Here is a 26,704-nt window from a genome sequence, read left to right as displayed (position 1 = left end):
AACCCCCTTCCCTCGGTCGGCACTCAGCCCGTGAACTTCACTTCGGTGATCGCCTGCTTGTAACCCGCGTCGCTGAAGTTGGACGGGTCGGCGCCCGAGTACGGCAGCGCCGTCAGCCAGACCAGGACGTACCGGCTCTTCACCGGCTTGTCGACGGTGACCTTCGCCGAGGTGCCGCTGGTCGTCACCGTGCCGAGCTTCTTCATCGAACTCAGCGGAGTGGACGAACCGAGGGAGTCGGTCGCGTACAGCTCGACCGTGGTGTGGTCGCTGCCGTACCGCAGCGACAGGGTCGCGGCCGACACTTCCTTCTCGGAGCCGAGGTCGTAGACGATGCCGACGCCCGGCTTTATCACCATCTTCGGGCCGTCCAGGTAGCTGTTGGTGCGCCAGCCCGTGGACGTGTTGCCGTCGTAGGTCTTGTTCACGTCGGCGGGGTGCTGGGCGTCGCCCTTGGCGACGTACTCCTCGGCGCCCTTGATGGCGAGGGGCTTCGGTGCCTCGGACTTGCCGTTCTTGTCGTCGTCCTCGGTGTTCTGCGTCTTGTTGGGGTCGTCCGTCTTGCCGCCCTGGTCCATGAGCGCGTCCGCCAGCTGCCAGCTGCCGAGACCCAGCGCCGCGATCAGGAGAGCGGACACGGCCCACTTCAGGGCCTTGCCGGTACGGCTCTGCAGCGGGGGCGGCGGGGTCGGGACCGGCTGGGTGGCGCCCGGGCGCGCCGACGAGCGGCCGTACGTGCCCTGCTGGTACGTCGTGCGCTGGTACTCGGGCGGGGCGGTGAACGCCGGCTCCGGCGGGCGGATGCGGGGCATCTCGCCGATCGCCTTCACCAGCTCCTCCGGGGTGGTGCACGGCGACTCGTGCCGGGAGGCGGTGGCTCCGTCGTTGACGAGTGCGCGCATGGAGAGCTCGGACAGGCCGCGGTGCACACCGGCCCGCACCTGATCGGGTGCGATGAGGCCGATGTCCTTCGGCAGGCCCGACAGCCCGTAGGCGTCGCTCTCGTACGGCCAGCGCTGGGTGAGCGCGGCGTACAGCAGGGCGCCGATGGCCTCCGTGTCGGTGCGCTGCGGAGTGTCGGACGAGACGCCCCGCAGGGCGGCGTTCACCGCGAGGCCGCGGATGCGCCACTGGCCGGTCGAGGTGCGCAGGACGGCATTGGGGTTCAGCCGGAGATGGGCGAGGCCCTCACGGTGGGCGGCGGCCATGGCGGCGGCGATCTGGCTGACCATCTGGTAGGCGTCGTACGGCTCCAGGGGCCCGGAGGCGAGGAGCGTGGTCAGTTCCGTCGCGTCGGGAAGCCACTCGTGGACGACGTAGACGAGGTCGTTCTCCTCCACGGCGTCCAGGACCTGGACGAAGCGCGGATCGCCCAGCAGGGCGGAGGAGCGTGCGGCGGCCAGCACGGAGCGGGCCCGCGAGTGGTCCGCGGGCAGGATGTGCACGCCGACGGCGCGGCGGAGCTTCTCGTCCACGGCCCGCCAGCTGCTGAAACCGTCCAGACGGGTGACGCACTCCTCGAGGCGGTAGCGTCTGGCGAGCTTGTGACCACTGTGCAGCTCTGGCGGCGAGGTCTTTCCGGAACCGTCGGTCCGGGTGCTCTCCTGTACCTCGTCGCTGTCCGTGTCCCGCTCCCGGTTCTTGGCCACCCCGTCGGCCGTGGACTGGTCCGCCTGTGCGGTCAGCGACGTCTCGTCGCTGTTGTCTGCCACGTCGACGGCAGCCGTACTCCGTTCCGCCACCGTCGTTCCTGCCTCCCCATCCATTGCGCGCCGGCCGGTATCCGTTGCGCGCCGTCCGACGCCGAAACCAATTGTGCCCACAGTCCGCCGCTATGCACGACACGCGGTGGCTGACGATGGTTGTGCGCCTACCCCCCGTCTCAGCGTCCCAGGCGTCCGCGGACCATGCCGACCAGCGAGTTGAGTTCCTCGATGCGCATGCGGCGGGCGGCGACGAAGAAGATCCCGAGGAGAACGGCCCCGCCGGCGAACACTGCGGCGAGCGAGCCGGCGACGCCCTGGCCGAGCGTGTGGCCGATGCCGTAGCAGGCCGCTCCGCTGAGCAGGGCGGCCGGGACCGACGCGATGCACAGCCGGGCGTAAGTCCGCAGGACCCGGGCGCCGTCGAGGTCCCCGCCCAGCCGCTTGCGCAGCCGGCGCCAGGCGACACCGACGCCGATCGCGTAGGCCAGTCCGTACGAGGCCGCCATGCCGACCACGGCCCAGCGGGACGGGATGACGAAGTAGCAGACCGCCGAGGCGCCGGCGTTGACCGCGGCCACGATGACCGTGTTGTAGAAGGGAGTTCGGGTGTCCTCGTAGGCGTAGAAGGCCCGCAGGACCACGTACTGCACGGAGTACGGAATCAGACCGAGACCGAACGCCATCAGCATGTAGCCCATGTTGGTGGCCTCGCTGGTGCCGGAGGAGCCGAACATCAGCGTGCACATGGGAATGCCGAGCGAGAGGAAACCGAACGCGATCGGCACGATCGCCACGGCCGTGTTGCGCAGGCCCTGGGAGATGTCGTCGCGGACGGCACCACCGTCGCCCTCGGCCGCCGAGCGCGACAGGCGCGGCAGCAGGGCGGCCATGAGGGAGACCGTGATGATGGCCTGCGGCAGGCCCCAGATCAGCTGCGCGTTGGCGTAGGCGGCGAAGCCGGTGCCGTCGACGGGCGAGGCCTTGCCCGCCGCGGTGGACAGCTGGATGACGATCATGGCGCCCGCCTGGTTGGCGAGGACGAACAGGACCGTCCACTTGGCGAGCGTGACGGCCTTGCCGAGGCCCTGGCCCTTCCAGTCGAAGCGCAGCCGCAGCCGGAAGCCGGTCTCGCGCAGGTAGGGGATCATCGCCAGCGCCTGCACCACGAGGCCGAGCAGGACGCCGATGCCGAGCAGGCGCTGGCCCTCCGGCGGGATGGTCGTGACCTTCATCCCCGAGTCGGCCGCGGTGCCGTAGACGTAGATGAACATGCCCAGCGTCACGATGATGACGATGTTGTTCAGGACCGGGGTCCACATCATCGCGCCGAACTTCCCGCGGGCGTTGAGGATCTGGCCCATCACCACGTGGACGCCCATGAAGAAGATCGAGGGCAGGAAGTACTGGACGAAGGTGATGCCGACGCGGTTCGCCGCCGGGTCGCTGGCGACCGGGTCGGAGAGCAGGCGGATCAGGAGCGGCGCGCCGAAGATCGAGAGTGCGGTGAGCGTGCCGAGCGTCACCATGACCAGGGTCAGCAGGCGGTTGGCGTAGGCCTCGCCGCCGTCCTCGTCCTCCTTCATGGCGCGCACGAGCTGTGGCACGAAGACGGAGTTGAGTCCGCCGCCGACGGTGAGGATGTAGATCATCGTCGGCAGCTGGTAGGCGACCTGGAAGGTGTCACCGAGGAGGCCGACGCCCAGGGCCGAGACGATGAGCGCGGAGCGGATGAAGCCGGTGAGGCGGGAGACCATCGTGCCCGCGGCCATCACGGCGCTGGACTTCATCAGGCCCGCGGCGCGGCCGGTCTTCTTGGGGGCGGGTGAGACGGCGGGCTCCTGGGCGGACGTCTCGTCCACGGGGGGCGGTGTCGCCGCGGCCTGGTCGGGTGCCGCGTACTGGCCCTGGGCCATGGGCGCCGGGGACTGGCCGGGGACCGAGGGCGGCTCGTACGACGGGTGTCCGCTGCTCTGCTGCTGGTCCCTGAAGAGGTGCGCGAAGGCGTCCGGCTCCTGGCGTGGCTCGCCCGCCTGGGAGACGAGGTCGTCCACCCCCACGAACTGGGTGGTGCGGGGGTCGTCGCCGTACGGCAGGTGCCGGGTCGGGCCCTCCGGCTCCGGTGCGGGGGTCTGGGCCCACACCCGGGGGTCGGGGGCGTACGGCGACTGCGGTGGCTGGGCGTACATCTGATGCGGCGGGTACGTGCCCGGAGGGGGCGGCGGGTGCGCGGCGCGGTCGTAGAGCGCCTCGGCGACCGGGTCCTGGGCGGAGAGGTCCTGTGCCCGGTAGGGGTCCTGGGCGTAGGCGTCCTGGAGGTACATGTCCGCGGGCGGCTGCGGCGGCACCTGGCCGTGCTGGGGCGGCGCGCCCTCGGGCCCGCCGGACTCGGGGTAGCCCGAGTCGCCCACGGCACGGCCGTGGTCACCGTCGTACGGCGCGTTCATGGTTACCCCACCTCATCGTCCCGGGCCCACCGGCCACGACATCTCAACGGTCCACTCTCTCACCCGTGCCGGACGGGTCGGCGCTTTCCGCTGCGGTGTCCGGGGCCGGGTCACTCGGCTGCTCGGGGGCGTCTGCCCGGGAGCCGGCCTCGGACTCCTCCTTGAGACGGTCGCCGGGAGCCTGCGGGTTCTGCCGGGTGCCGGCGGGGTCCTGCGCGGTGTCGGCGTCGTCGTCCGTCCCGGCGGCGCCGTCCTCGGCGGCCTCCCGGGCGGCCGCGCGCTTGCGCTGGGTGTACATCCGGAAGCCGGCCAGGACCAGGAGCAGGACGCCGCCGCCGATGACCAGCATGACGGTGGGCGTGACCTCGGTGACCTTCACGTCGAAGGTGACGGCGGCACCGTACGGCCGGCCGTCCTCCGTGTACAGCTGCGCGACGACCTTCGCCCGGCCGTTGGCGTTGGCGGACGTGGTGAACTTCACCGACTGGCTGTGGCCGCCGTTGACGGTGACCTGCTGCTCCTCGTACGCGTCACCGCCGATCTTGAGGCGGGTCGGGTTCTGCGACGTGAGCCGCAGCTCCAGGTGCTCGACGCCCTGGACCAGGTTGTTCTGGACGGTCACCGGGATCGTGGCGCTGCGGCCGGAGAGCTTGGTCTCCGACTTCTCGATCAGCTTCACGCTGTCGATGAGCCCGTCGAGGTACGACTCGATGCCGGTGCGGTAGGTCAACGCCGCGCCCTCGTCGTCGCGCCACGACGTGGACATCTCGCGGTTCATGGCCCGTCCGAAGGGGGTCACGACCCGGGACTGGCGGGTCAGGATCACCTTGAACTTGTCGAGCTTGTCCTGCGTCTTCGCGATCTGCTCGAACGCGGCCTGCGGGAGCTCCTGGGCGCGCAGCGAACGGGGGTAGGTGGAGGCCGGCGGCACCTTCGTGTTGGCCGCGGGGTCCGGCTTGGCCTTGGCGGCGGCGGAGAGGTCCTGCGGCTCGGACCAGTTTCCGCCTTCGAGGGCCGCCAGCGCCTCGGCCATGGCCTGGGCCTGGCTGACGGACGGCATGCGCTGCGGGGCGACGACGACGCTGCGCTGCTTGCCGGTCTGCAGGCCGAGCGTGAGGCTCTGGGCGAGGAAACGCTGCACGGCGAGCGTGGAGGCGGAGGCCTTCGTCAGGTTGCCCTGGAACGCCGTGGACAGCCTGGAGTCCGCGACGACCGCCGTGGTGCCGCCGCCGATGGGCCGGGCCGCGGAGGGCGTGTACGACAGGTTGTCCTGGAGGCTGTCGCTGCGGGCGATCACCTTGTCGGCGCCCGCGGAGGTCGCGACCTTCACGATCGACGGGTCGACGGCGCCGTCCACGGGCCACGCGAAGTCCGTGGACGGTGTCACGTGGAGGATCGTCTCCACCGTGTCGTCGACGACGTCGGTGGCCTCCTTGAGGTGGCTCAGGGAGCCGGTGACCTTCGTGCCGTTGTGGGCGAGGGAGGCCAGGTCCGGGTCGCCGAACGGCAGGGCGACGACATCCTTGCCCGCGACCGCCTGCTGGAGCTCCGCGAGCCAGTTCTTGGCGATCTCCTGGCTCTTGCCGGGGGTGGTGGTGCCGTCCGCGCCGCGGATCTCGTAGCTCTTGGTCATCGCGTCGACGGAGGCCAGCAGGTCCGGATCGACCACCCACGTGACGTCGAGGCCCTTGCCCAGGGACACCATCTGGTCGAGGCGGCCGCCCGGCGCGATCTCCTCGGCCAGCTTGTCGTCGCGGAAGACCGGCGTCTGCTGCTCGTTCGACCCCGTCTCGGCGGCCATGTGGGCCGTGGAGACGAGCGGCCAGAGGAAGGTGGTCTTCGTCTTCGTGCCGGCCTCTTCCGGCTGCCACGGCAGGAACGTGCGCTGGATGCCGAGGACCTGGTCCCAGGGCTGCGCGGCGGTCTCCCCGGAGAGCGCGACGGCCAGCTGGTAGACGCCGTCCCGGCCGAGGTCCAGCTCGTCGACCGGTACGGAGATGTTGAAGGGTTCCGCCACGCCGGGGGTGAGCTTGGGGAACTTCTCGGCGTATTTGTCGCCGACACCTTCGCCGGCGGGGCCCTGGACGTCGCCGCTCTTCTTGGCGAGGGTGTCGATGGACGAGCGGGTGTCGAGCGAGGGTCCCACCCGCAGGTCGACGTGGGCGTCGGTGACGGGCTGCTTGCCGTTGTTGGTGACCGTGCCGGACACGGTCACCGTGTCCCCCTCCGTGGGGGCGCTGGGGCTGAGCGAGTCGACAGCTACCGACACCGAGCCCGCGCCGGAGACAGCCTGCGGGGACTCCTGCCCTGCCGCGTCCGCAGAGGTCGCGGCGGGCAACTGGAGGAGTCCGGCCAGCAGGGGCGCACCGGCGAGCAGTGCTCCGGTGCGCCGCAGCCACCGGCGGGCAGGTGAGGCACTGGTCCCCTGGAAGTCTGCCGCCTCGGCCACGCGCTCGCCCGTCCCTCGTCGTCGTCAGTGGTCGTCGGAATGTGCGTCCACGCATGGTAACGATGCGCGCTGAGGGGAAGTGCCGCGGTCCGCTCGACAAGATCGCGGGCAGACTGTGAGCTGTCCGGTATGCGGCCTATGGGGATGAGAGGTCTCCAACATCTCGAGGGCGGGCCTTGTGCGCGTATTGATGGACGTGTCCGCACAGGTAATGGGGGAGCTCGCGGTCGCCCCGGCCACGTACCCTCTTCTGTTGTGCCGAACGCCAACGAAGAAAAGTCCAGTGCCCTGAGCCAGGTGCAGCACCGTGCGGTGAGTGAACTGCTGCGGGTCGCTCCTGTCGCCGACGACCTCGCCCGCCGCTTCCAGGAGGCCGGGTTCTCACTTGCCCTGGTCGGCGGCTCGGTCCGGGACGCGCTGCTGGGCCGGCTCGGCAACGACCTGGACTTCACGACCGACGCCCGCCCCCAGGACGTGCTCAAGATCGTCCGTCCCTGGGCGGACGCCGTCTGGGAGGTCGGGATCGCCTTCGGCACGGTCGGCGCCCACAAGGGCGGCTACCAGATCGAGGTGACCACCTACCGGTCGGAGGCGTACGACCGCACCTCACGCAAGCCCGAGGTGTCCTACGGCGACTCCATCGAGGAGGATCTTGTCCGCCGTGATTTCACGGTGAACGCGATGGCCGTCGCGCTGCCGGAGAAGGAGTTCGTCGACCCGCACGGCGGGCTGGAGGATCTCGCGGCGCGTGTGCTGCGCACCCCTGGCACCCCTGAGGAGTCTTTCTCGGACGATCCGCTCCGGATGATGCGGGCCGCGCGCTTCGCGGCTCAGCTCGACTTCGAGGTCGCCCCCGAGGTCGTCACGGCCATGAAGGAGATGGCCGGACGCATCGAGATCGTCTCGGCCGAGCGGGTGCGGGACGAGCTGAACAAGCTGATCCTCTCCCCCCACCCGCGCAAGGGCCTGGCGCTCCTCGTGGAGACCGGTCTCGCCGACCACGTGCTGCCCGAGCTGCCGGCCCTGCGCCTGGAGCGTGATGAGCACCACCGGCACAAGGACGTCTACGACCACACGCTGATCGTCCTGGAGCAGGCGATGGCGCTGGAGGACGACGGCCCCGACCTGACGCTGCGGCTGGCCGCCCTGCTGCACGACATCGGCAAGCCGCGCACACGGCGCTTCGAGAAGGACGGCCGGGTCTCGTTCCACCACCACGAGGTGGTCGGGGCGAAGATGACCAAGAAGCGCATGACGGCGTTGAAGTACTCCAACGAACTGGTGAAGGACGTCTCACGGCTGGTCGAACTCCACCTGCGCTTCCACGGCTACGGCACCGGCGAGTGGACGGACTCGGCGGTCCGCCGCTATGTCCGTGACGCCGGCCCGCTCCTCGACCGCCTGCACAAGCTGACCCGCTCGGACTGCACCACGCGCAACAAGCGCAAGGCGGCGGCCCTGTCGCGGGCGTACGACGGCCTGGAGGAGCGGATCGCCAAACTCCAGGAGCAGGAGGAGCTGGACTCCATCCGTCCGGACCTCGACGGCAACCAGATCATGGAGATCCTGGGTGTCGGTCCCGGCCCGGTCATCGGCCGCGCGTACCAGCACATGCTGGAGCTGCGGCTGGAGCGCGGACCGATGGAGCATGACGCAGCGGTGGCCGCTCTCAAGGAGTGGTGGGCCGGCCAGGGGGGCTGAGGCTGAGAAACGGGGTCATGTTTCACGTGAAACATGACCCCGTGGAGACAGATCGAGGGGCGGTGTTTCACGTGAAACACCGCCCCTCGATCTGTCTGTCTTACTTCTTGTGGTCCTTCAGGCAGAGCAGGAAGTCCTTGCCGTCACCGCTCTGGGTGTACACGTACTGGAAGTCCTTCGCCTCGGCCTCGCACTTGCTGGAGGCCATGGCGTCCGTGAGGAACTTGCCCTCGACCTTGGCGAGCACCTCGTACTGGGCCTTCGCGTCACCGCAGTCGACGACCTCGAGGTCCGGGTTGTCGTCATTGGCGCTGCCGCGATGCATGCAGTCACCGACCGCTGCCGTGTTGGCGTCGTCCCGGCTGGCTATGTAGCCGCCGATGGCCACGCTCGCCACAGCCATGACGATCACGATGTTCTTGATGGTCTTGAAGCTGAGCTTGCGGCCGGACGGCTGCGGCGGAACCGGGGCGTAGGGAGCCGCGCCCTGGGGCGGGAAGCCGGGCTGGCCGGGCTGCTGGGGGTAGCCGCCCTGCGGCGGGTACGGAGCCTGGGGCTGACCCGCGGGCTGGCCCTGTGCGAACGGGTTGCCCTGGGGCGGCGGAGTAGTCACTTGGGGGTCCCCCTAGAACATGGAAGAGTGACGCGAACATGTCGCGAGATAAGACCCACGTAAGGTAGCGGTCCCCACTGACAGCGCAGTAGCCAGAAGTGGCTCTGTGTCATTGATGTGACACTTACTGGCGGCCAAACCGCCCCATAGCCACCGCTACTGACGCGTAGATAACGGCGATCGTGATCACCAGGGGCACGGACCGGCCGTCCGGCGGCAGCATCATCGCGGCGACGGCGGCGGCTCCGACGAAGAAGACGTTGAAAAGGACGTCGTAGACCGAGAAGATCCGGCCACGGAAGCCGTCGTCGACGGACGACTGGACGATGGTGTCCGTGGCGATCTTCGCCCCCTGGGTCGTCAGGCCCAGGACGAAGGCCGCGGCCAGCAGCGGGGCGGTGGCGAACGGCAGGCCGAGAGCCGGCTCCAGCAGTGCGGCGGCGCCCGCGCACACCACGATCCAGCGTCCGGGTCCCAGCCTCCCCGCGCTCCAGGGCGTCACCACGGCGGCCGCGAAGAAGCCCGCGCCGGAGACGCCCAACGCCAGCCCCAGCAGCGCGAGTCCCTCGTCCGTGGACGAGGTGAGCGCGTATCGGCAGAGCATCAGGAGCATGACCAGCAGGGCGCCGTAGCAGAACCGCATCAGCGACATCGCCGCGAGCGCCCAGGCGGCCTCCCGGCGCTGCGGCGCGGCCAGGTGACGTACCCCCGCCACCAGGTCGCGGACGGTGCCCGTGATCGCCGTCCCGATGCGCACGCGCGACAAGGTCCGGTCGGGACCGAGGAGTTCCCGCGCCATGCTGAGTGAGGCCAGGGCCGCGCAGAGGTACAGCCCGGCCGCCACGAGCACCACGGCGGCGTCGGAGTCCGCCACCACCAGGCGGACGACGAAGGCGAGACCGCCGCCGGCCGTCGCCGCCAGCGTTCCGGCGGTCGGGGAGAGGGAGTTGGCGAGGACCAGGCGCTCGGCGTCCACCACACGCGGCAGGGCAGCGGACAGGCCCGAGAGCACGAAGCGGTTGACGGCGGTGACACACAGGGCGGAGACGTAGAAGAGCCAGTCCGGTACCGGACTGAGTATCAGCACGGCCGTCGCCGAGGCGAGCAGGGCGCGCAACAGGCTGCCGTACAGCAGGACCTGGCGGCGTCGCCAGCGGTCCAGCAGGACGCCGGCGAAGGGGCCGACGAGCGAGTACGGGAGCAGCAGCACCGCCATCGCCGAGGCGACCGCGGTCGCCGAGGTCTGCTTCTCCGGTGAGAAGACGACGTACGCGGCGAGCGCGACCTGGTAGACGCCGTCGGCCCCCTGGGAGAGCAGGCGCACGGCGAGCAGGCGCCGGAAGCCCTGGAAGCGCAACAGGACGCGCAGGTCACGGACGACGGCCATGGGGCACAGCCTCACATACGGGGAGGGTCCCCGGGTCGTACGACCCGGGGACCCTCACAGCCCTGGCAGGAGCGATCAGTTGCGGCGCGTCAGCGCTCGACCTCACCGTTGATGAACTTCTCGACGTTCTCGCGGGCCTCGTCGTCGAAGTACTGCACGGGCGGGGACTTCATGAAGTAGCTCGACGCCGACAGGATCGGGCCGCCGATGCCGCGGTCCTTGGCGATCTTCGCGGCGCGCAGGGCGTCGATGATGACGCCGGCGGAGTTCGGGGAGTCCCAGACCTCGAGCTTGTACTCCAGGTTCAGCGGGACGTCACCGAAGGCGCGGCCCTCCAGACGGACGTAGGCCCACTTGCGGTCGTCCAGCCAGGCGACGTAGTCGGACGGGCCGATGTGGACGTTGCCCTCGCCCAGTTCGCGGTCGCGGATCTGGGAGGTGACGGCCTGCGTCTTGGAGATCTTCTTCGACTCGAGGCGGTCGCGCTCGAGCATGTTCTTGAAGTCCATGTTGCCGCCGACGTTCAACTGCATCGTGCGGTCGAGGATGACGCCGCGGTCCTCGAACAGCTTCGCCATGACCCGGTGCGTGATGGTGGCGCCGACCTGCGACTTGATGTCGTCGCCGACAATCGGGACGCCCGCCTCGGTGAACTTGTCCGCCCACTCCTTGGTCCCGGCGATGAAGACCGGGAGGGCGTTGACGAAGGCGACCTTGGCGTCGATGGCGCACTGGGCGTAGAACTTCGCCGCGTCCTCGGAACCGACGGGCAGGTAGCAGACGAGGACGTCGACCTGCTGGTCCTTGAGGACCTGGACGACGTCGACGGGCTCCTCGGCGGACTCCTCGATGGTCTCGCGGTAGTACCGGCCGAGGCCGTCGAGGGTGTGGCCGCGCTGGACCGTCACACCGGTGCGGGGGACGTCGCAGATCTTGATGGTGTTGTTCTCGGAGGCGCCGATGGCGTCCGCGAGGTCGAGACCGACCTTCTTGGCGTCCACGTCGAACGCGGCGACGAACTCGACGTCGCGGACGTGGTAGTCGCCGAACTGGACGTGCATCAGGCCCGGCACCTTGGACGCCGGGTCGGCGTCCTTGTAGTACTCGACTCCCTGCACCAGCGATGCGGCGCAGTTGCCCACGCCGACGATGGCTACGCGAACCGAACCCATTCCGGTTGCTCCCTGTGTGTACGAGTGAGGCCCTCGGCGGGCTCTCACGTGGCGGTGTCGTCGGGCGTATCCGGACGGGGGTCGTCCCCCGGCCGGGGCAGGCCGCCCGACGCTCCAGATGTGGTGTCACGCGAGCCGGGCTCTCCGGAGGCGGGGCCCTTGAGGTCCCGCCCCGCCCGCTCGCTCTCGATGAGCTCGTTCAGCCAGCGCACCTCGCGCTCCACGGACTCCATCCCGTGGCGCTGAAGCTCAAGCGTGTAGTCGTCGAGGCGCTCCCGGGTCCGGGCCAGGGAGGCGCGCATCTTCTCCAGGCGCTCCTCCAGCCGGCTGCGGCGGCCCTCCAGCACGCGCATGCGTACGTCGCGTGAGGTTTGCCCGAAGAAAGCGAAACGGGCGGCGAAGTGCTCGTCCTCGTATGCGTCGGGCCCGGTCTGCGAGAGGAGCTGCTCGAAGTGCTCCTTACCCTCTGCCGTCAACCGGTAGACGATCTTGGCGCGGCGGCCGGTGAGGGGGACGGCCTCGGCGTCGTTCCCCTGTTCCTCGATCAACCAGCCGTTGGCGACCAGCGTCTTGAGGCAGGGGTAGAGCGTCCCGTAGCTGAACGCACGGAAGACGCCCAGCGATGTGTTGAGTCGTTTGCGCAGCTCATAGCCGTGCATCGGAGATTCGCGGAGCAGGCCGAGGACGGCGAACTCGAGGATCCCGGATCGCCGGCTCATCGTCGCCTCCTCTCTGCCGCGGTGCGCATGTATCCGCTCGATGTGTCGAGCTGATGTATCGACTCGATACATCACGACGATAGAACGGCCTTCCGCATGCGACAAGAGGGGGTGTGGTGAACGGGATCACATCACCGATTCATCGGACACGAGTTGCCTGATTTGAGGTGAACTTTGGGGCTCGGCAGGTTTTGGCGGTGCGTAGTCTGTGCGCCATGCACATCACCGGGAACCAAGTGACGTCTGAGAGCGTCGTCGTCTTCGGTGTAGTACGGGTGCATGCGGGACCGATGAATGCGGAGCCGACCGCATCCGTACTTCGGGGGGACCGGAAACCAGCCGCCGTTTCCAGGCGCGCAGGAGTGCGCCTGCCCGAGGAGTAGTCGTTCGATGAGCGAGCACCGTCGCAAACCGCCGCAGTCGCAGGAAGGCGGACGTGCCGCGGCCCGACGCGGCCAGTCCGGCCCGTCCTCCGGCCGCCGCGCGGCACCGCGAGGCGCCACCGAGTCTCCGTCCGACTCCTATGGGTCGGGTTCCTACGGCTCGGGGGGTGAGGAGCGTCCGTACGGCGGCCGTGCCGAGGCCCGGCGTGCGGCGCAGAGAAGCGGAGGCGGCCGACGCAGAGCCGCCGAGCCGGCCCGTGGTGGCCGGCGCGCCGCTCTCGGCGCCTCGGCCGGGCCGGGGCGGGGCCGAGGGCGCGCAGCCGTCTCCGACAAGAAACGGCTGATCGACTATCCGCGGGCCGGCAAGTACGGCTGGCAGCGCTGGGTGCCCTCCTGGAAGCTCGTCTCTGGCCTGTGCATCGGGTTCTTCGGCGGCCTGGTGGCCGTGGCGGGCATCGGATACGCCATGGTGGGTGTCCCCAACGAGGAGAACGCGGCGGCCCTGTCGCAGAACAACGTCTACTACTGGTCCAACGGCCAGCAGATGGTGGCGACGGGCAGCGGCCAGAACCGGCAGAACGTCACGATCGACCGGATCCCCAAGGCCATGCAGCAGGCGGTGATCTCGGCCGAGAACAAGACCTTCTACAAGGACTCGGGCGTCGACCCCATGGGTATCGCCCGCGCCCTGGCGAACATGGCCCGGGGCGGCGACACCCAGGGTGGCTCGACGATCACCCAGCAGTTCGTCAAGAACACCTACCTGAGCCAGGAACAGACGGTCACCCGTAAGTTCAAGGAGATGTTCATCTCGATCAAGGTGGGCACGAAGCTCTCCAAGGACGAGATCCTCCAGGGGTACCTGAACACCTCGTACTACGGGCGTGGCGCCTACGGCATCCAGGCCGCCGCACAGACTTACTACGGCAAGGACGCGTACCAGCTCAAGCCGAGCGAGTGTGCCTTCCTCGCCGCTCTGCTCAAGGGTCCGACGTACTACGACCCGGCGGGCAACGAGAGCCTCGACCAGTCGGCGAACAAGGACGCCAACCTCAAGCGGTCCAAGGAACGCTGGGGCTGGATCCTCCAGCAGATGCACAACGACAACAAGCTCACGGACGCCCAGTACCAGGAAGCGATCAAGGAGTACCCCATGCCGCAGGGTCGCAAGGCGACCAAGGGCATGAGCGGCCAGATCAGCTACCTGGTGGACACGGCCAAGAAGTACGTCCTGAACCACTCCAACATCACGGAGCAGCAGTTCGATCAGGGCGGCTACCAGATCAAGACGACCTTCGAGAAGAGCAAGGTCGAGGCGCTGGCCAAGGCCGTCAAGAAGGTCGAGGACGAGAAGCTCGATCCGGAGAACCGTGAGCTGGACAAGCATGTCCAGTTCGGCGCGGCGTCGGTGAAGCCCAAGGACGGCGCGATCGTCGCGCTCTACGGCGGCGCGGGCTACGAGAAGGGCCACTTCAACAACAACGCGGACACCTCGGGTGTCCCCGTCGGTTCGACGTGGAAGCCGTTCGTGCTCGCCGCGGCCATGGAGCACGGCACCTACCGCAGCGACGGTCCCCTCTCGCCGCTCAGCAAGTACAACGGCAACGACCACCTCAAGGTCAGGAACAACGACGGCACCTGGGTCCTGAAGAAGGACAACACGCCCTTCTACCAGGAGAACGAGAGCGACCACCCCTGGGGCTACATCAGCCTGCGCAAGGCGATGGAGCAGTCCGTCAACACCCCGTTCGTGCAGCTCGGCATGGACGTGGGGATGAGGAACGTGCGGGACGTGGCCGAGAAGGCCGGCATCCTGGACGCCAGCTTCGCCACGCTCAACCCGTCGTTCGCACTCGGTACCTCGACCCCCAGCGCGATCCGCATGGCCGACGCCTACGCGACGTTCGCCGCCGCCGGCAAGCAGGCCGCCCCGTACTCGGTGACCAGCGTCAAGTTCAACGGGCAGGAAATCGACGGCTTCGACAAGCCGCGCATCACGCAGGCGATGCCCGAGAACGTGGCGAACAACGTCACGAACGTCCTGGAGAACGTCATCCAGAACGGTACGGGTAAGAAGGCACTGGCCCTGGGCCGTGCGGCAGCCGGCAAGACCGGTACCACGGACGAGAACAAGTCCGCCTGGTTCGTCGGCTACACCCAGCAGCTGTCGACCTCGATCGCGATGTTCCGTGAGGACCCCAAGAGCGCCAAGCTGCTCTCCATGAACGGCACGGCGGGTGAGAAGTCCATCCACGGTGGTGACACCCCCACCGAAGTGTGGACCGAGTACATGAAGGCCGCGCTGCAGGGCAAGCCCGACCTCGGCTTCCCGGAGGCCGAGAAGATCGGCGAGGTCCAGGACGCGGTGGGCGCTCCGTCCCCGACCCCGAGCCCGAGCGTGGAGCCCAGCGAGACTGCGTCCGAGTCGCCGAGTGCGACGCCCAGCGAGAGCCCGACGCTCCCGTCGCCCTCGCCGAGCGACACCTGTGGCTTCTTCGGCTGCGAGAGTGACGGCGGCGGCCAGAACGGTGGCGCGGACAGTGGTGGCGCGGACGGAGGAACGAGTCCCGAGCCCACGCCGACCGACACGAATCTGGACGGTGGCAACACCAGAGGCAATGGCAACGGAGGCATCTTCGGAGGTCCCGCCGGATAGCCGACCGATCGTCCGGCTTGGGTGTTTCACGTGAAACGTCAGGCTGTTTCACGTGAAACGAGGGCCGCCGCACCCACTGGGTACGGCGGCCCTCGGCGTATTGCTAGACACGTACGGCAGGATGTGCGGCATGCCCAGTGCAGATTCGACGCGAGCGAGCGTCCACGAGCCGGAGCCGGTGCGGCCGACCAAGGAGGACGAGGTCGCCGCGGCCGGCAGCGAGCTGATCGGCGGCCCGCTCGGGCGGCGCGCCCTGCTCGGGGCGTCCTGGTGGACTCCGGTGCGAGTGATCGCGCTGGTGGCGATCGGCATGTTCGCCCTCGGCCTCGTCCAAAAGGCGCCCTGCTACAACGGGGCCTGGTTCTTCGGTGCGAGCTCCCAGTACACGCACGCCTGCTACTCGGACATCCCGCACCTCTACCAGGGGCGTGGCTTCGCCGACGGGCTCGTGCCGTACTTCGACCGGCTCCCCGGCGACATGCAGTACCTGGAGTATCCGGTGCTCACCGGTGTCTTCATGGAGGTCGCCTCCTGGCTCACGCCCGGCAGCGGCACCATCCAGTACCAGGAGCAGTGGTACTGGATGGTCAACGCCGGGATGCTCATGGTGTGCGCGTCGGTCATCGCCGTCTGTGTGACCCGCACCCACGCCCGGCGTCCCTGGGACGGCCTGCTGGTCGCCCTGGCGCCCGCCGCCGCGCTGACGGCCACCATCAACTGGGACCTGCTGGCGGTCGCTCTGACGGCCGCGGCGATGCTGATGTGGTCGCGTGGCCGTTCCCTGGCGTTCGGCGTCCTGCTGGGGCTCGCCACGGCGGCCAAGCTCTATCCCTTCCTGCTTCTCGGGCCGCTGCTGGTGCTGTGCTGGCGCGCGGGCAAGTGGCGGGACTTCGCCAAGGCCCTGGGCGGTGGGATCATCGCCTGGGTCGTCGTGAACGGGCCGGTGATGCTCTTCGCCTTCGAGGGCTGGTCGAAGTTCTACACGTTCAGCCAGGAACGGGGCGTCGACTTCGGTTCCTTCTGGCTGATCATGGCCCAGAACTCCGACAACCCGCTCGGCACCGAGATCGTCAATACGCTCGCCACGCTGCTGATGCTGGTGTGCTGCGCGGGTGTGGCGGCCCTCGCCCTGACCGCACCGCGCCGCCCGCGCTTCGCCCAGCTCGCGTTCCTGATCGTCGCGGCGTTCATCCTCACCAACAAGGTCTACTCACCGCAGTACGTGCTGTGGCTGGTGCCGCTGGCCGCGCTCGCCCGGCCGAAGTGGCGGGACTACCTGATCTGGCAGGCCTGCGAGGTGGCGTACTTCCTGGGGATCTGGATGTACCTCGCGTACACGACCAGCGGAGACGCCCACAAGGGCCTGCCCACCGACGGCTACCACTGGGCCATCGGCATGCATCTGCTGGGGACGCTGTACCTGTGCGTCATGGTCGTGCGGGACATCTTCATGCCGGATCGGGACCCGGTGCGCAGGTCCGGCGAGGACGACCCCTCGGGCGGGGTGCTCGACGGTGCGCAGGACGTCTTCGTCCTCGGTCCCGCGGCCCGGCCCCGGCAGCACGAGGGCGCCCGGTTCGACGGGCCGCCGGTCGAGTGGGGCAAGCAGGGCGCCTCGGACGGTTCACTCTGAGCGAACGGCCCCAGGCCGACTCCCTGAAAGCAGAAGGCCGTACACGGAAGCCGTGTACGGCCTTCTGCGCTGAACCGCGTCGGTCAGCGGTCCACGATCCGGTCGAACTGCGTGGTGGTGTGCCGCAGATGGGCCACCAGTTCCTCGCCCACCTTCGGCTCCGGCGCGTCCGCGGGCACGAACAGGATCGAGACCTGCATGTGCGGCGGCTCGGCGAACCAGCGCTGCTTGCCGCCCCAGACGAACGGAGAAAGGTTCCGGTTCACCGTCGCCAGGCCGGCGCGGGCGACGCCCTTGGCGCGCGGCATGACGCCGTGCAGCGCCTTGGGGGCCTCCAGGCCCACCCCGTGGGACGTGCCGCCCGCCACGACCACCAGGAAGCCGTCCGAGGCGGCCTTCTGCTGCCGGTAGCCGAAGCGGTCGCCCTTGGCGACGCGCGTGACGTCCAGGACCGCGCCCCGGTACTCGGTGGCCTCGTGGTCCCCCAGCCACAGCCGCGTGCCGATGCGGGCACGGAAGCGGGTCTGCGGGAACTGCTGCTGGAGCCGGGCGAGTTCCTCGGCCTTGAGGTGGCTGACGAACATGGTGTGCAGGGGCAGCCGGGCCGCACGCAGCCGGTCCATCCAGCCGATGACCTCCTCGACGGCGTCCGAGCCGTCGGTGCGGTCCAGCGGCAGGTGGATGGCGAAGCCCTCCAGGCGGACGTTCTCGATCGCGGCGTGCAGCTGGGGCAGGTCCTGCTCACTGATGCCGTGGCGCTTCATCGAGGACATCACCTCGATCACCACGCGGGCGCCGACGAGACCGTACACACCGTCTATCGACGAGACGGAGCGGATCACGCGGTCCGGGAGCGGCACCGGCTCCTCGCCGCGCCGGTACGGCGTCAGCACCAGCAGGTCACCACCGAACCAGTCCTTGATCCGGGCGGCCTCGTACGTCGTGCCGACGGCGAGGACGTCCGAGCCCAGCCGTGTGGCCTCCTCCGCCAGCCGCTCGTGCCCGAAGCCGTAGCCGTTGCCCTTGCAGACCGGCACGAGGCCCGGGAACTGCTCCTGCACGTGCTTGTGGTGCGCCCGCCAGCGCGCGGTGTCGACGTAGAGCGTGAGCGCCATGGCCGGACCTGGAACCTTTCTCGTGGTCGCCGTGTATCAGCGGTTGCCGTGTGTCGGGGGTTGCGGTGTCAGAGGTTGCGATGTCAGAGGTATGGAAGCACTGAACGTGACGTCAGCGACGCGACATGTAGATGTCGAGCGCCTTGTGCAGCAGCTTGTTCAGCGGGAAGTCCCACTCGCCGAGGTACTCGGCCGCCTGACCACCGGTGCCCACCTTGAACTGGATCAGGCCGAAGAGGTGGTCGGTCTCGTCCAGCGAGTCGGAGATGCCGCGCAGGTCGTAGACGGTGGCGCCGAGCGCGTAGGCGTCCCGCAGCATCCGCCACTGCATGGCGTTCGACGGCCGCACCTCACGGCCGATGTTGTCCGAGGCGCCGTAGGAGTACCAGACGTGGCCGCCGACGATCAGCATCGTCGCCGCCGACAGGTTCACGCCGTTGTGCCGGGCGAAGTACAGCCGCATGCGGTTGGGGTCCTCGGTGTTGAGGGCCGTCCACATGCGCTGGAAGTACGACAGCGGGCGCGGCCGGAAGTGGTCGCGCACGGCCGTGATCTCGTACAGCCGTTGCCATTCCTCGAGGTCCTGGTAGCCGCCCTGGACGACCTCGACGCCGGCCTTCTCGGCCTTCTTGATATTGCGGCGCCACAGCTGGTTGAAGTTCTTGTGGACTTCTTCCAGGGAGCGGTTCGCCAGCGGCACCTGGTAGACGTAGCGGGGCTGCACGTCGCCGAAGCCGGCACCGCCGTCCTCGCCCTGCTGCCAGCCCATGCGGCGCAGCTTGTCGGCGACCTCGAAGGCGCGCGGCTCGATGTGGTCGGCCTCGATGTCACGCAGCCGCTTGACGTCGGGGTTCTGGATGCCCTGCTTGATGGAGGCGGCCTCCCAGCGGCGGATGATCACCGGGGGGCCCATCTTCACGGAGAAGGCGCCCTGCTGCTTCAGGTGCGCCAGCATCGGCTCGATCCATTCCTGCAGATTCGGCGAGAACCAGTTGATGACCGGGCCCTCGGGCAGGTACGCGAGGTAGCGCTTGATCTTGGGCAGCTGCCGGTAGAGGACCAGACCGACACCGACCAGCTCGCCGGTGCGGTCGTCGAACCAGCCGAGGTTCTCGGAGCGCCACTCCGCCTTGACGTCAGCCCAGGCCGGGACCTGCATGTGGCTCGCCGACGGCAGGCTCTGGATGTAGGCCAGATGCTGCTCTCGACTGATGGTCCTCAGGGTCAGGCTCATTCGGGGCGCTCCTCGGGCTGGTGTGTCCCCATGGGTTCAGGGGCTCCGGCTCTCGCGCGAAGCCTACTGCGCCTTGGGAGCGCCCCGGTTGGGCGTACGGCACCTTCGCCGCGGCCGTGGGCGGCCGTGGCGTCACCCGGTGTTCGAAAGGAGTGCCCCTGGCGTCAGTCGATGAGCCCACCGAAGAGACCGCCGTGCGCCATGCCCAGGAAGAACCCGACGCCCGCCGCGCCCAGCCCCAGGATCAGGCCGAACCGCTCACGGGTCGTCTCCGAGATCCACTGGCCGTACGCGCCGGTGAGAATGCCCACCAAGCCGGTCCAGGAGCTGAGCAGGTGCAGGTCGTCGTCGACCAGTGCCGTGACGAACGACGTGATGCCCAGCACCAGGGTCACCGCGAGCAGGGTGTCCTGGAGGGGGTGGGGCTTTCCGTCCGTGGCGAAGAGGCCGCCGGCGGTGTTGGGTCGCAATGCCTGTGCCATAGGGCACCTCCTGCGAAAGTCGGCGCATCGTAGCGCCATACACACCCGATGTGTACAGATTGGCTGCCCTCGCGACCGGATTTCAACCGCAAGCCGCTGTGCGGGTAGTCTGTACCGTCCGCACCGGTGTCTGCCCATGTCACGGCAAGGGCTTCTCCACAGAACCCCTGATTGTCAGTGGTGGCCGATACCGTTGCCTACGCATCACAACCCTCCTGCCACGGAACGACCGTGGCCGCTGAGTCCAAAGGAGGTGGGTTCCACATGCGTCACTACGAGGTGATGGTCATCCTCGACCCCGACGTCGAGGAGCGCGCTGTCTCCCCGCTGATCGAGAACTTCCTCTCTGTCGTCCGTGACGGCGGCGGAAAGGTCGAGAAGGTCGACACCTGGGGCCGTCGTCGTCTCGCGTACGAGATCAAGAAGAAGCCCGAGGGCATCTACTCGGTCATCGACCTGCAGGCCGAGCCTGCGGTCGTCAAGGAGCTCGACCGCCAGATGAACCTGAACGAGTCGGTCCTCCGGACCAAGGTCCTCCGTCCCGAGACCCACTGAGCCCACACGCTCAGCTGATCCCGGGATTCGAGTAGCAAGCAGCCAGAGCAAACCCGCCGAGAGGTTCCCCCATGGCAGGCGAGACCGTCATCACGGTGGTCGGCAATCTTGTCGACGACCCCGAGCTGCGCTTCACCCCCTCCGGTGCGGCCGTCGCGAAGTTCCGTGTCGCGTCCACTCCCCGCACCTTCGACCGCCAGACGAACGAGTGGAAGGACGGCGAGAGCCTCTTCCTGACCTGCTCGGTCTGGCGTCAGGCGGCGGAGAACGTCGCCGAGTCGCTCCAGCGAGGCATGCGCGTCATCGTGCAGGGCCGGCTGAAGCAGCGGTCCTACGAGGACCGTGAGGGCGTCAAGCGCACGGTCTACGAGCTGGACGTCGAGGAAGTCGGCGCCAGCCTGCGCAACGCCACGGCCAAGGTCACCAAGACCAGCGGCCGCGGTGGCCAGGGCGGCTACGGCGGCGGTGGCGGCGGTGGCCAGGGTGGCGGCGGCTGGGGCGGCGGCCCCGGTGGCGGCCAGCAGGGCGGCGGCGCTCCCGCCGACGACCCGTGGGCGACCGGCGCTCCCGCCGGTGGCAACCAGGGCGGTGGCGGCGGCTGGGGTGGAAACTCCGGCGGCGGTGGCGGCGGCTACTCGGACGAGCCCCCCTTCTAAGGGCGGGTTCGTACCCACACTTCTTGATCACACAGGAGAAACACCATGGCGAAGCCGCCTGTGCGCAAGCCGAAGAAGAAGGTCTGCGCTTTCTGCAAGGACAAGGTCACGTACGTGGACTACAAGGACACGAACATGCTGCGGAAGTTCATTTCCGACCGCGGCAAGATCCGTGCCCGCCGCGTGACCGGCAACTGCACGCAGCACCAGCGTGACGTCGCCACGGCCGTCAAGAACAGCCGTGAGATGGCGCTGCTGCCCTACACGTCCACCGCGCGATAAGGGAAGGGTGACCGACTCATGAAGATCATCCTCACCCACGAGGTCTCCGGCCTCGGCGCCGCGGGCGACGTCGTCGACGTCAAGGACGGTTACGCTCGCAACTACCTGATCCCGCGGAAGTTCGCGATCCGCTGGACCAAGGGTGGCGAGAAGGACGTCGAGCAGATCCGTCGTGCTCGCAAGATCCACGAGATCCAGACCATCGAGCAGGCCAACCAGGTGAAGGCCCAGCTCGAGGGTGTCAAGGTCCGTCTGGCCGTCCGCTCCGGCGACGCCGGTCGTCTCTTCGGTTCCGTCACCCCGGCCGACATCGCTTCCGCGATCAAGGCTTCCGGTGGCCCCGAGGTCGACAAGCGCCGCATCGAGCTGGGCTCGCCGATCAAGACGCTGGGCGCCCACGAGACGTCCGTGCGTCTGCACCCCGAGGTTGCCGCCAAGGTCAACATCGAGGTCGTCGCGGCCTGAGTGCCGCGCTCGCTGAAGCAGTGAGCGATGGGGCCGCACCCTGCGGGGTGCGGCCCCATCGTCGTGTCTGCCGAGTGGCTTCCTGTTTCCCGTCTCCGTCTTCTCTCTCGGTGTTCCCGTCTCGGTGTTCCCGCCTCTGTGTTTCACGTGAAACACCGCGTTCTGGGCAACACACGTTCTGCGCGCACACCCGGTTTCACGTGAAACAGTCGGCCTGTTTCACGTGAAACGGTCAGCGGGTCGCGCCCGTCACGATCCAGCGGCCCGAGCGGGTACGGAGCCACAGGGTGAGCATCCGCACGGTCATCATCAGCGTCATCGTGGCCCAGAGAGCGGTGAGCCCACCGCCCCACACCGGGACCAGCAGGGCGGCGGGCGTGAAGACCGCCAGGGTGAGCAGCATTGCCCAGGCCAGGTAGGGGCCGTCGCCGGCGCCCATCAGCACTCCGTCCAGGACGAAGACGATGCCGGAGATCGGCTGCGAGAGGGCGACGATGACCAGGGCGGGCAGTGCCACGTCCTTGACTGCCGGGTCACTGGTGAACAGGGGCAGGAACACCGGTCGGGTGACGACGACGAGGACGCCGAGGAGGACGCCGACGGCGATACCCCACTCCACCATGCGACGGCATGCTTCCCGGGCGCCTTGTGTGTCACCGGCTCCGAGGTAGCGCCCGATGATGGCCTGACCCGCGATGGCGATGGCGTCGAGGGCGAAGGCGAGCAGGCTCCACAAGGACAGGATGATCTGGTGCGCGGCGATGTCGGCATCTCCGAGGCGAGCGGCGACCGCGGTGGCGATCATCAGAATCGCCCGCAGGGAGAGCGTGCGCACGAGCAGAGGCACACCGGCTTGAGCGGAAGCTCTGATCCCGGCGGCATCCGGACGCAGCGAGGCACCGTGCTTGCGCGCTCCCCGCAGGACCACCACGAGGTAGGCGAGCGCCATGCCGCACTGGGCGATGACCGTGCCCCAGGCGGAGCCGGCGATCCCCAGGCCGGCGCCGTAGACGAGTCCCGCGTTGAGAGCGCCGTTGGCGACGAAGCCGGCGATGGCGACGTAGAGCGGGGTCTTGGTGTCCTGTAGGCCCCGTAGGACACCGGTCGCGGCGAGGACGACGAGCATGGCCGGTATGCCGAGCACGGAGATGCGCAGGTACGTGGTCGCATAGGGGGCCGCCGCGTCCGAGGCACCGAAGAGGTCCACGATGTGGGGTGCGGTGGGCAGTGCCACGGCAACCAGGGCGGCGCCGAGGAGCAACGCCAGCCAGATGCCGTCCATGCCCTGGCGGATGGCGGCCTGGAGGTCCCCTGCGCCGACCCGGCGGGCGACCGCCGCGGTGGTGGCGTAGGCGAGGAAGACGAAGACGCTGACGAAGGTCATCAGCAGGGCCGAGGCGACGCCGAGGCCGGCGAGTTGGGCCGTGCCCAGATGGCCCACGATGGCGGTGTCGGCCATGAGGAAGAGGGGCTCGGCGACCAGCGCGCCGAAGGCCGGAACGGCCAGTGCGACGATCTCTCGGTCGTGCTGTCTCCGGCCGGCTCGGCGGCGCGCGGGGGCCTGTGTCATGTGCACCAATCTAATCGTCCACAGGTAAGAGATGCAAAGGTTTTGCGACCCTTACTTTCCGTCCAGCGGTACGCACTCCTGTGCACCATTCGAAGCGATCTTGGCCCGGTTGGGGAAGTTTTTCTTCTGCACAGCCGGTGGACGGTAAAAGTGCAGGTCAGGGTCGTCTGTCTGATGTTGCCCAAGGCTTGTTCACAGGGCTGTCCACCGGGTCGTGCACAGGTTTCGCGGAGTTCTCCACAGCATCTGGGCCGTCGTCCACATGGCCTGTGGATAACCAGATTGGCTGACGGTGCCGACGGGCCTACGGTGGTCCGGCGCCCGCTCCGTCCGCCGGTTTTCAAAACACCACAAAACCGGCGTCCGTCAAACGGAGTTGGGCCTCTCATTTGTCAGTGCCGTGCCGTAGAAAAGAGGGGCATGGCGAGGTCTGCTGCGGCGGACGGGAGGAGGTGGCTCGGTTGAGCATTTCCGAGCCCTTGGACGACCCGTGGGCCGACAGCGGTCCCAGTGATCGTCTGCCCGCCTCCCGCCGCCGGGGCGATGGAGGCCGCGGCCGCGACGAGCAGCACGAGCGAGGCCGGGACAACGGGGGGTGGGACGGCGGCTCGAGCCCGTCGTTCGAGCGGGTACCGCCGCAGGACATCGAGGCCGAGCAGTCCGTCCTCGGCGGCATGCTCCTGTCCAAGGACGCCATCGCCGACGTCGTAGAGATCCTCAAGGGCCACGACTTCTACAAGCCGGCCCACGAGACGATCTACCAGGCCGTCCTCGACGTCTACGCCAAGGGCGAGCCGGCCGACCCCATCACGATCGCGGCCGAGCTCACCAAACGCGGCGAGATCAACAAGGTCGGCGGTGCCTCGTACCTGCACACGCTCGTCCAGACGGTTCCGACGGCGGCCAACGCCGCCTACTACGCGGAGATCGTCCATGAGCGGGCCGTCCTGCGCCGCCTGGTCGAAGCCGGCACGCGCATCACACAGATGGGATACGCGGCCGACGACGACGTCGACGAGATCGTCAACCGCGCCCAGGCGGAGGTCTACGCGGTCACCGAGCAGCGGACCAGCGAGGACTACCTGCCGCTCGGCGACATCATGGAGGGCGCGCTCGACGAGATCGAGGCGATCGGTTCACGCAGCGGCGAGATGACCGGTGTGCCCACGGGGTTCACGGACTTCGACTCGCTCACCAACGGGCTGCACCCGGGTCAGATGATCGTCATCGCCGCACGTCCCGCCATGGGTAAGTCCACGCTCGCGCTGGACTTCGCGCGAGCCTGCTCGATCAAGAACAACCTGCCGAGCGTGATCTTCTCCCTCGAAATGGGGCGCAACGAGATCGCGATGCGTCTGTTGTCCGCCGAGGCCCGGGTCGCCCTGCACCACATGCGGTCCGGCACGATGACGGACGAGGACTGGACGCGTCTGGCCCGGCGCATGCCCGACGTCTCGGCGGCGCCGCTCTACATCGACGACTCCCCGAACCTGTCGATGATGGAGATCCGTGCCAAGTGCCGCCGCCTCAAGCAGCGCAACGACCTCAGGCTGGTCGTCATCGACTACCTCCAGCTGATGCAGTCGGGCGGGTCCAAGCGGGCCGAGAGCCGGCAGCAGGAGGTCTCGGACATGTCCCGTAACCTCAAGCTGCTGGCCAAGGAGCTGGAGATCCCGGTCATCGCGCTCTCCCAGCTGAACCGCGGTCCCGAACAGCGCACGGACAAGAAGCCGATGGTGTCCGACCTGCGTGAGTCCGGCTCCATCGAGCAGGACGCCGACATGGTCATCCTGCTGCATCGCGAGGACGCCTACGAGAAGGAGTCGCCCCGCGCGGGCGAGGCCGACCTGATCGTGGCCAAGCACCGAAACGGCCCGACGGCGACGATCACGGTCGCCTTCCAGGGCCACTACTCGCGATTCGTGGACATGGCGCAGACCTGACAGCCACAAATGTGCTCGACGCGGGTACGCCGGGCCGGGTGGACTGGGATCCATGACATCTCAGGGAGAGCTGCTTCCCGGCACGCGTCGCGCGCTGCTGCACCGGATCGCCGTCGCCCAGGCCGAGGGACGGGCGCCGTCACTGGTCGCGGCCGTCGTGCGGGACGGGAAACCGGTGTGGACAGGCGCACGGACCTCGGTGGAAGGCCATGCGCCGGACGAGAACGTGCAGTACCGGATCGGCTCCATCACCAAGACCTTCACCGCGGTCCTCGTCCTGCGGCTGCGCGACGAGGGTGCCCTGGACCTCGGCGATCCGCTGGAGAAGCACCTGCCGGGCACCGGCGTGGGGGAGGCGACCATCGCCGAACTGCTCGCGCACAGCGCAGGGCTGGCGGCCGAGACCCCGGGGCCGTGGTGGGAGCGGAGTCCCGGATCCCTGCGGCCCGAGATCGCGGACGTGCTGGGCGAGCGGCCCTCGCTGTCCCCTCCCGGCCGCCGGTTCCACTACTCGAACCCCGGTTATGCGCTGCTCGGCGCCCTCGTCGAGAAGCTGCGCGGCGACTCATGGGAGGACGTCCTTCGGCGCGAAGTGCTCGAACCTCTGGAGCTGCATCGCACGAGCGTGCGGCCGCAGGCGCCGCATGCGGGTGGCTGGGCCGTGCATCCCTGGGCCGATGCGATGCTGCACGAGCCCACCGAGGATCTGGGACGCATGGCCCCGGCCGGCCAACTCTGGTCGACCACGGGTGACTTGGCGCGGTTCGCGGCCTTCCTGGTCAACGGCGACGAGCGGGTGCTGAGCCCGGAGTCGCTGCGGGAGATGAGGACACCGGCAGCGCCCCACGAAGCGTCGGACGTGGCGAGCGGTTACGCCTACTGTCTGGGCATGGAGATCCGGCGACGGGACGGACGGTCTCTCGTCGGTCACAGCGGTTCGCTGCCCGGCTTCCTCGCCTGCCTCATGATCAGTGTCGAGGACGATGTGGCGGCGGTCGTCCTGGCCAACTGCACCTCCGGTCCGCTGCTGTTCACCGTCGCCTCTGACCTGGTCCGTATCGTCGCCGAGGCGGAACCGCGTATCCCCGCACCGTGGAAACCGCTGCGGGAGGTCGATCCGTCCGTGCTGGAGCTCACGGGCCAGTGGTACTGGGGGACTCATGCCTTCGCGCTCCGCCTCACGGCCGACGGAATCCTCTCGCTGGGGCCGCTGTCCGGCGGTGGCCGCGGTTCGCGGTTCCGTCCGAACGGCGACGGCACCTGGACCGGCCTGGAGGGCTACTACGCCGGAGAGCTCCTGAAGGCCGTACGGCGGCCGGACGGGTCCGTGAGCCACCTGGACCTCGGATCCTTCGTGTTCACGCGTCAGCCGTACGACGAAGGGGCTCCTGTGCCAGGTGGCGTGGATCCCGAGGGCTGGCGGGGGATCGGCTAGGCGGTGACATGAAGGGGCGGCCTGTTTCACGTGCACTGCTCGGTGCCCTGGTCACCTCACCCACCAACCGCCGGCGCGTCGGCCATCTGCTGGACACCGTCCGC

20 protein-coding genes are annotated in these 26,704 nt (G+C 68.8%); 9 read left to right on the top strand and 11 right to left on the bottom strand.

Annotated features, from left to right (window positions below; genetic code table 11):
- Nucleotides 1-23: 23 nt before the first annotated feature.
- The 3 genes from ABZ948_RS31870 to ABZ948_RS31860 all read right to left on the bottom strand — a co-directional run bounded on the left by ABZ948_RS31870 (nt 24) and on the right by ABZ948_RS31860 (nt 6,599).
- Complete coding sequence (locus ABZ948_RS31870; protein ID WP_359765379.1) at nt 24-1,742, bottom strand: protein kinase family protein; 1,719 nt, start codon at nt 1,740-1,742, stop codon at nt 24-26.
- 140 nt (nt 1,743-1,882) lie between these two features.
- The gene (murJ, locus tag ABZ948_RS31865) at nt 1,883-4,150 is read right to left on the bottom strand and encodes a murein biosynthesis integral membrane protein MurJ (RefSeq protein ID WP_359765377.1); all 2,268 of its coding nucleotides are present in this window, start codon (nt 4,148-4,150) and stop codon (nt 1,883-1,885) included.
- A gap of 43 nt (nt 4,151-4,193) precedes the next feature.
- Nucleotides 4,194-6,599 (bottom strand): DUF6049 family protein, encoded by a 2,406-nt coding sequence (locus ABZ948_RS31860; RefSeq protein WP_359765375.1) that lies wholly within the window; start codon nt 6,597-6,599, stop codon nt 4,194-4,196.
- A gap of 255 nt (nt 6,600-6,854) precedes the next feature.
- Between ABZ948_RS31860 and ABZ948_RS31855 the strand changes: the two genes are divergently transcribed.
- Complete coding sequence (locus tag ABZ948_RS31855; RefSeq protein WP_359765373.1) at nt 6,855-8,300, top strand: CCA tRNA nucleotidyltransferase; 1,446 nt, start codon at nt 6,855-6,857, stop codon at nt 8,298-8,300.
- A gap of 100 nt (nt 8,301-8,400) precedes the next feature.
- On the opposite strand, the gene ABZ948_RS31850 is transcribed toward ABZ948_RS31855, so the two are convergent.
- The 4 genes from ABZ948_RS31850 to ABZ948_RS31835 all read right to left on the bottom strand — a co-directional run bounded on the left by ABZ948_RS31850 (nt 8,401) and on the right by ABZ948_RS31835 (nt 12,191).
- Entirely contained in the window at nt 8,401-8,913 is a 513-nt protein-coding gene (locus tag ABZ948_RS31850) for an LppU/SCO3897 family protein (RefSeq protein WP_359765372.1), read from the bottom strand.
- Nucleotides 8,914-9,037: 124 nt separating this feature from the next.
- Entirely contained in the window at nt 9,038-10,300 is a 1,263-nt protein-coding gene (locus ABZ948_RS31845) for an MFS transporter (RefSeq protein WP_359765370.1), read from the bottom strand.
- Nucleotides 10,301-10,389: 89 nt separating this feature from the next.
- Nucleotides 10,390-11,472 carry an inositol-3-phosphate synthase gene (locus ABZ948_RS31840; protein ID WP_359765368.1) on the bottom strand — a complete coding sequence of 361 codons (1,083 nt, stop codon included), beginning with the start codon at nt 11,470-11,472 and terminating at the stop codon, nt 10,390-10,392.
- Nucleotides 11,473-11,516: 44 nt separating this feature from the next.
- Nucleotides 11,517-12,191, bottom strand: a complete 675-nt coding sequence (locus tag ABZ948_RS31835; RefSeq protein ID WP_037760038.1) for a PadR family transcriptional regulator — start codon at nt 12,189-12,191, stop codon at nt 11,517-11,519.
- 390 nt (nt 12,192-12,581) lie between these two features.
- On the opposite strand from ABZ948_RS31835, the gene ABZ948_RS31830 reads away from it, so the two are divergent.
- Together ABZ948_RS31830 and ABZ948_RS31825 are read left to right on the top strand one after the other, a co-directional pair.
- Nucleotides 12,582-15,230, top strand: a complete 2,649-nt coding sequence (locus tag ABZ948_RS31830) for a transglycosylase domain-containing protein (protein ID WP_359765365.1) — start codon at nt 12,582-12,584, stop codon at nt 15,228-15,230.
- A gap of 121 nt (nt 15,231-15,351) precedes the next feature.
- Nucleotides 15,352-16,863, top strand: coding sequence for a glycosyltransferase family 87 protein (locus ABZ948_RS31825; protein ID WP_359765412.1), 1,512 nt, complete (start codon nt 15,352-15,354; stop codon nt 16,861-16,863).
- Between the two features lie 83 nt (nt 16,864-16,946).
- Here ABZ948_RS31825 and ABZ948_RS31820 read toward each other — a convergent pair whose 3' ends face one another.
- The 3 genes from ABZ948_RS31820 to ABZ948_RS31810 form a co-directional block, all read right to left on the bottom strand.
- Nucleotides 16,947-17,978 carry an alanine racemase gene (locus ABZ948_RS31820; protein WP_359765363.1) on the bottom strand — a complete coding sequence of 344 codons (1,032 nt, stop codon included), beginning with the start codon at nt 17,976-17,978 and terminating at the stop codon, nt 16,947-16,949.
- Nucleotides 17,979-18,090: 112 nt separating this feature from the next.
- Entirely contained in the window at nt 18,091-19,212 is a 1,122-nt protein-coding gene (gene femX / locus ABZ948_RS31815; RefSeq protein ID WP_359765362.1) for a peptidoglycan bridge formation glycyltransferase FemX, read from the bottom strand.
- Nucleotides 19,213-19,376: 164 nt separating this feature from the next.
- Entirely contained in the window at nt 19,377-19,694 is a 318-nt protein-coding gene (locus tag ABZ948_RS31810; RefSeq protein ID WP_031115198.1) for a hypothetical protein, read from the bottom strand.
- A gap of 264 nt (nt 19,695-19,958) precedes the next feature.
- Between ABZ948_RS31810 and rpsF the strand changes: the two genes are divergently transcribed.
- The 4 genes from rpsF (at nt 19,959) to rplI (ending at nt 21,652) form a co-directional block, all read left to right on the top strand.
- Nucleotides 19,959-20,249, top strand: a complete 291-nt coding sequence (gene rpsF, locus ABZ948_RS31805) for a 30S ribosomal protein S6 (RefSeq protein ID WP_003991486.1) — start codon at nt 19,959-19,961, stop codon at nt 20,247-20,249.
- Between the two features lie 71 nt (nt 20,250-20,320).
- Nucleotides 20,321-20,905 carry a single-stranded DNA-binding protein gene (locus ABZ948_RS31800; RefSeq protein WP_094054814.1) on the top strand — a complete coding sequence of 195 codons (585 nt, stop codon included), beginning with the start codon at nt 20,321-20,323 and terminating at the stop codon, nt 20,903-20,905.
- A 45-nt stretch (nt 20,906-20,950) separates the two neighbouring features.
- Entirely contained in the window at nt 20,951-21,187 is a 237-nt protein-coding gene (gene rpsR / locus ABZ948_RS31795) for a 30S ribosomal protein S18 (RefSeq protein WP_003949403.1), read from the top strand.
- 18 nt (nt 21,188-21,205) lie between these two features.
- Nucleotides 21,206-21,652 (top strand): 50S ribosomal protein L9, encoded by a 447-nt coding sequence (gene rplI, locus ABZ948_RS31790; RefSeq protein WP_010032778.1) that lies wholly within the window; start codon nt 21,206-21,208, stop codon nt 21,650-21,652.
- 232 nt (nt 21,653-21,884) lie between these two features.
- On the opposite strand, the gene ABZ948_RS31785 is transcribed toward rplI, so the two are convergent.
- Nucleotides 21,885-23,222 carry an MATE family efflux transporter gene (locus ABZ948_RS31785; RefSeq protein WP_359765358.1) on the bottom strand — a complete coding sequence of 446 codons (1,338 nt, stop codon included), beginning with the start codon at nt 23,220-23,222 and terminating at the stop codon, nt 21,885-21,887.
- A gap of 461 nt (nt 23,223-23,683) precedes the next feature.
- Between ABZ948_RS31785 and dnaB the strand changes: the two genes are divergently transcribed.
- Nucleotides 23,684-25,165 (top strand): replicative DNA helicase, encoded by a 1,482-nt coding sequence (gene dnaB, locus ABZ948_RS31780; RefSeq protein ID WP_359765356.1) that lies wholly within the window; start codon nt 23,684-23,686, stop codon nt 25,163-25,165.
- Nucleotides 25,166-25,217: 52 nt separating this feature from the next.
- The gene (locus ABZ948_RS31775) at nt 25,218-26,600 is read left to right on the top strand and encodes a serine hydrolase domain-containing protein (protein WP_359765354.1); all 1,383 of its coding nucleotides are present in this window, start codon (nt 25,218-25,220) and stop codon (nt 26,598-26,600) included.
- The last annotated feature ends 104 nt before the right edge of the window (nt 26,601-26,704 follow it).

Source organism: Streptomyces olindensis, from assembly GCF_040645895.1.
GTDB lineage: Bacteria > Actinomycetota > Actinomycetes > Streptomycetales > Streptomycetaceae > Streptomyces > Streptomyces olindensis.
Note: the sequence above shows the minus strand (reverse complement) of the source record. Positions and strands in the feature narration are given on the sequence as shown.

What these genes read in the sequence shown, in the direction of transcription:
- murJ (WP_359765377.1), bottom strand. Translation starts at nt 4,150, where the DNA reads ATGAACGCGCCGTACGACGGTGACCACGGCCGTGCCGTGGGCGACTCG.
- ABZ948_RS31845 (WP_359765370.1), bottom strand. Translation starts at nt 10,300, where the DNA reads ATGGCCGTCGTCCGTGACCTGCGCGTCCTGTTGCGCTTCCAGGGCTTC.
- ABZ948_RS31840 (WP_359765368.1), bottom strand. Translation starts at nt 11,472, where the DNA reads ATGGGTTCGGTTCGCGTAGCCATCGTCGGCGTGGGCAACTGCGCCGCA.
- ABZ948_RS31835 (WP_037760038.1), bottom strand. Translation starts at nt 12,191, where the DNA reads ATGAGCCGGCGATCCGGGATCCTCGAGTTCGCCGTCCTCGGCCTGCTC.
- ABZ948_RS31830 (WP_359765365.1), top strand. Translation starts at nt 12,582, where the DNA reads ATGAGCGAGCACCGTCGCAAACCGCCGCAGTCGCAGGAAGGCGGACGT.
- ABZ948_RS31825 (WP_359765412.1), top strand. Translation starts at nt 15,352, where the DNA reads ATGTGCGGCATGCCCAGTGCAGATTCGACGCGAGCGAGCGTCCACGAG.
- ABZ948_RS31820 (WP_359765363.1), bottom strand. Translation starts at nt 17,978, where the DNA reads ATGGCGCTCACGCTCTACGTCGACACCGCGCGCTGGCGGGCGCACCAC.
- femX (WP_359765362.1), bottom strand. Translation starts at nt 19,212, where the DNA reads ATGAGCCTGACCCTGAGGACCATCAGTCGAGAGCAGCATCTGGCCTAC.
- ABZ948_RS31810 (WP_031115198.1), bottom strand. Translation starts at nt 19,694, where the DNA reads ATGGCACAGGCATTGCGACCCAACACCGCCGGCGGCCTCTTCGCCACG.
- rpsF (WP_003991486.1), top strand. Translation starts at nt 19,959, where the DNA reads ATGCGTCACTACGAGGTGATGGTCATCCTCGACCCCGACGTCGAGGAG.
- ABZ948_RS31800 (WP_094054814.1), top strand. Translation starts at nt 20,321, where the DNA reads ATGGCAGGCGAGACCGTCATCACGGTGGTCGGCAATCTTGTCGACGAC.
- rpsR (WP_003949403.1), top strand. Translation starts at nt 20,951, where the DNA reads ATGGCGAAGCCGCCTGTGCGCAAGCCGAAGAAGAAGGTCTGCGCTTTC.
- rplI (WP_010032778.1), top strand. Translation starts at nt 21,206, where the DNA reads ATGAAGATCATCCTCACCCACGAGGTCTCCGGCCTCGGCGCCGCGGGC.
- ABZ948_RS31785 (WP_359765358.1), bottom strand. Translation starts at nt 23,222, where the DNA reads ATGACACAGGCCCCCGCGCGCCGCCGAGCCGGCCGGAGACAGCACGAC.
- ABZ948_RS31775 (WP_359765354.1), top strand. Translation starts at nt 25,218, where the DNA reads ATGACATCTCAGGGAGAGCTGCTTCCCGGCACGCGTCGCGCGCTGCTG.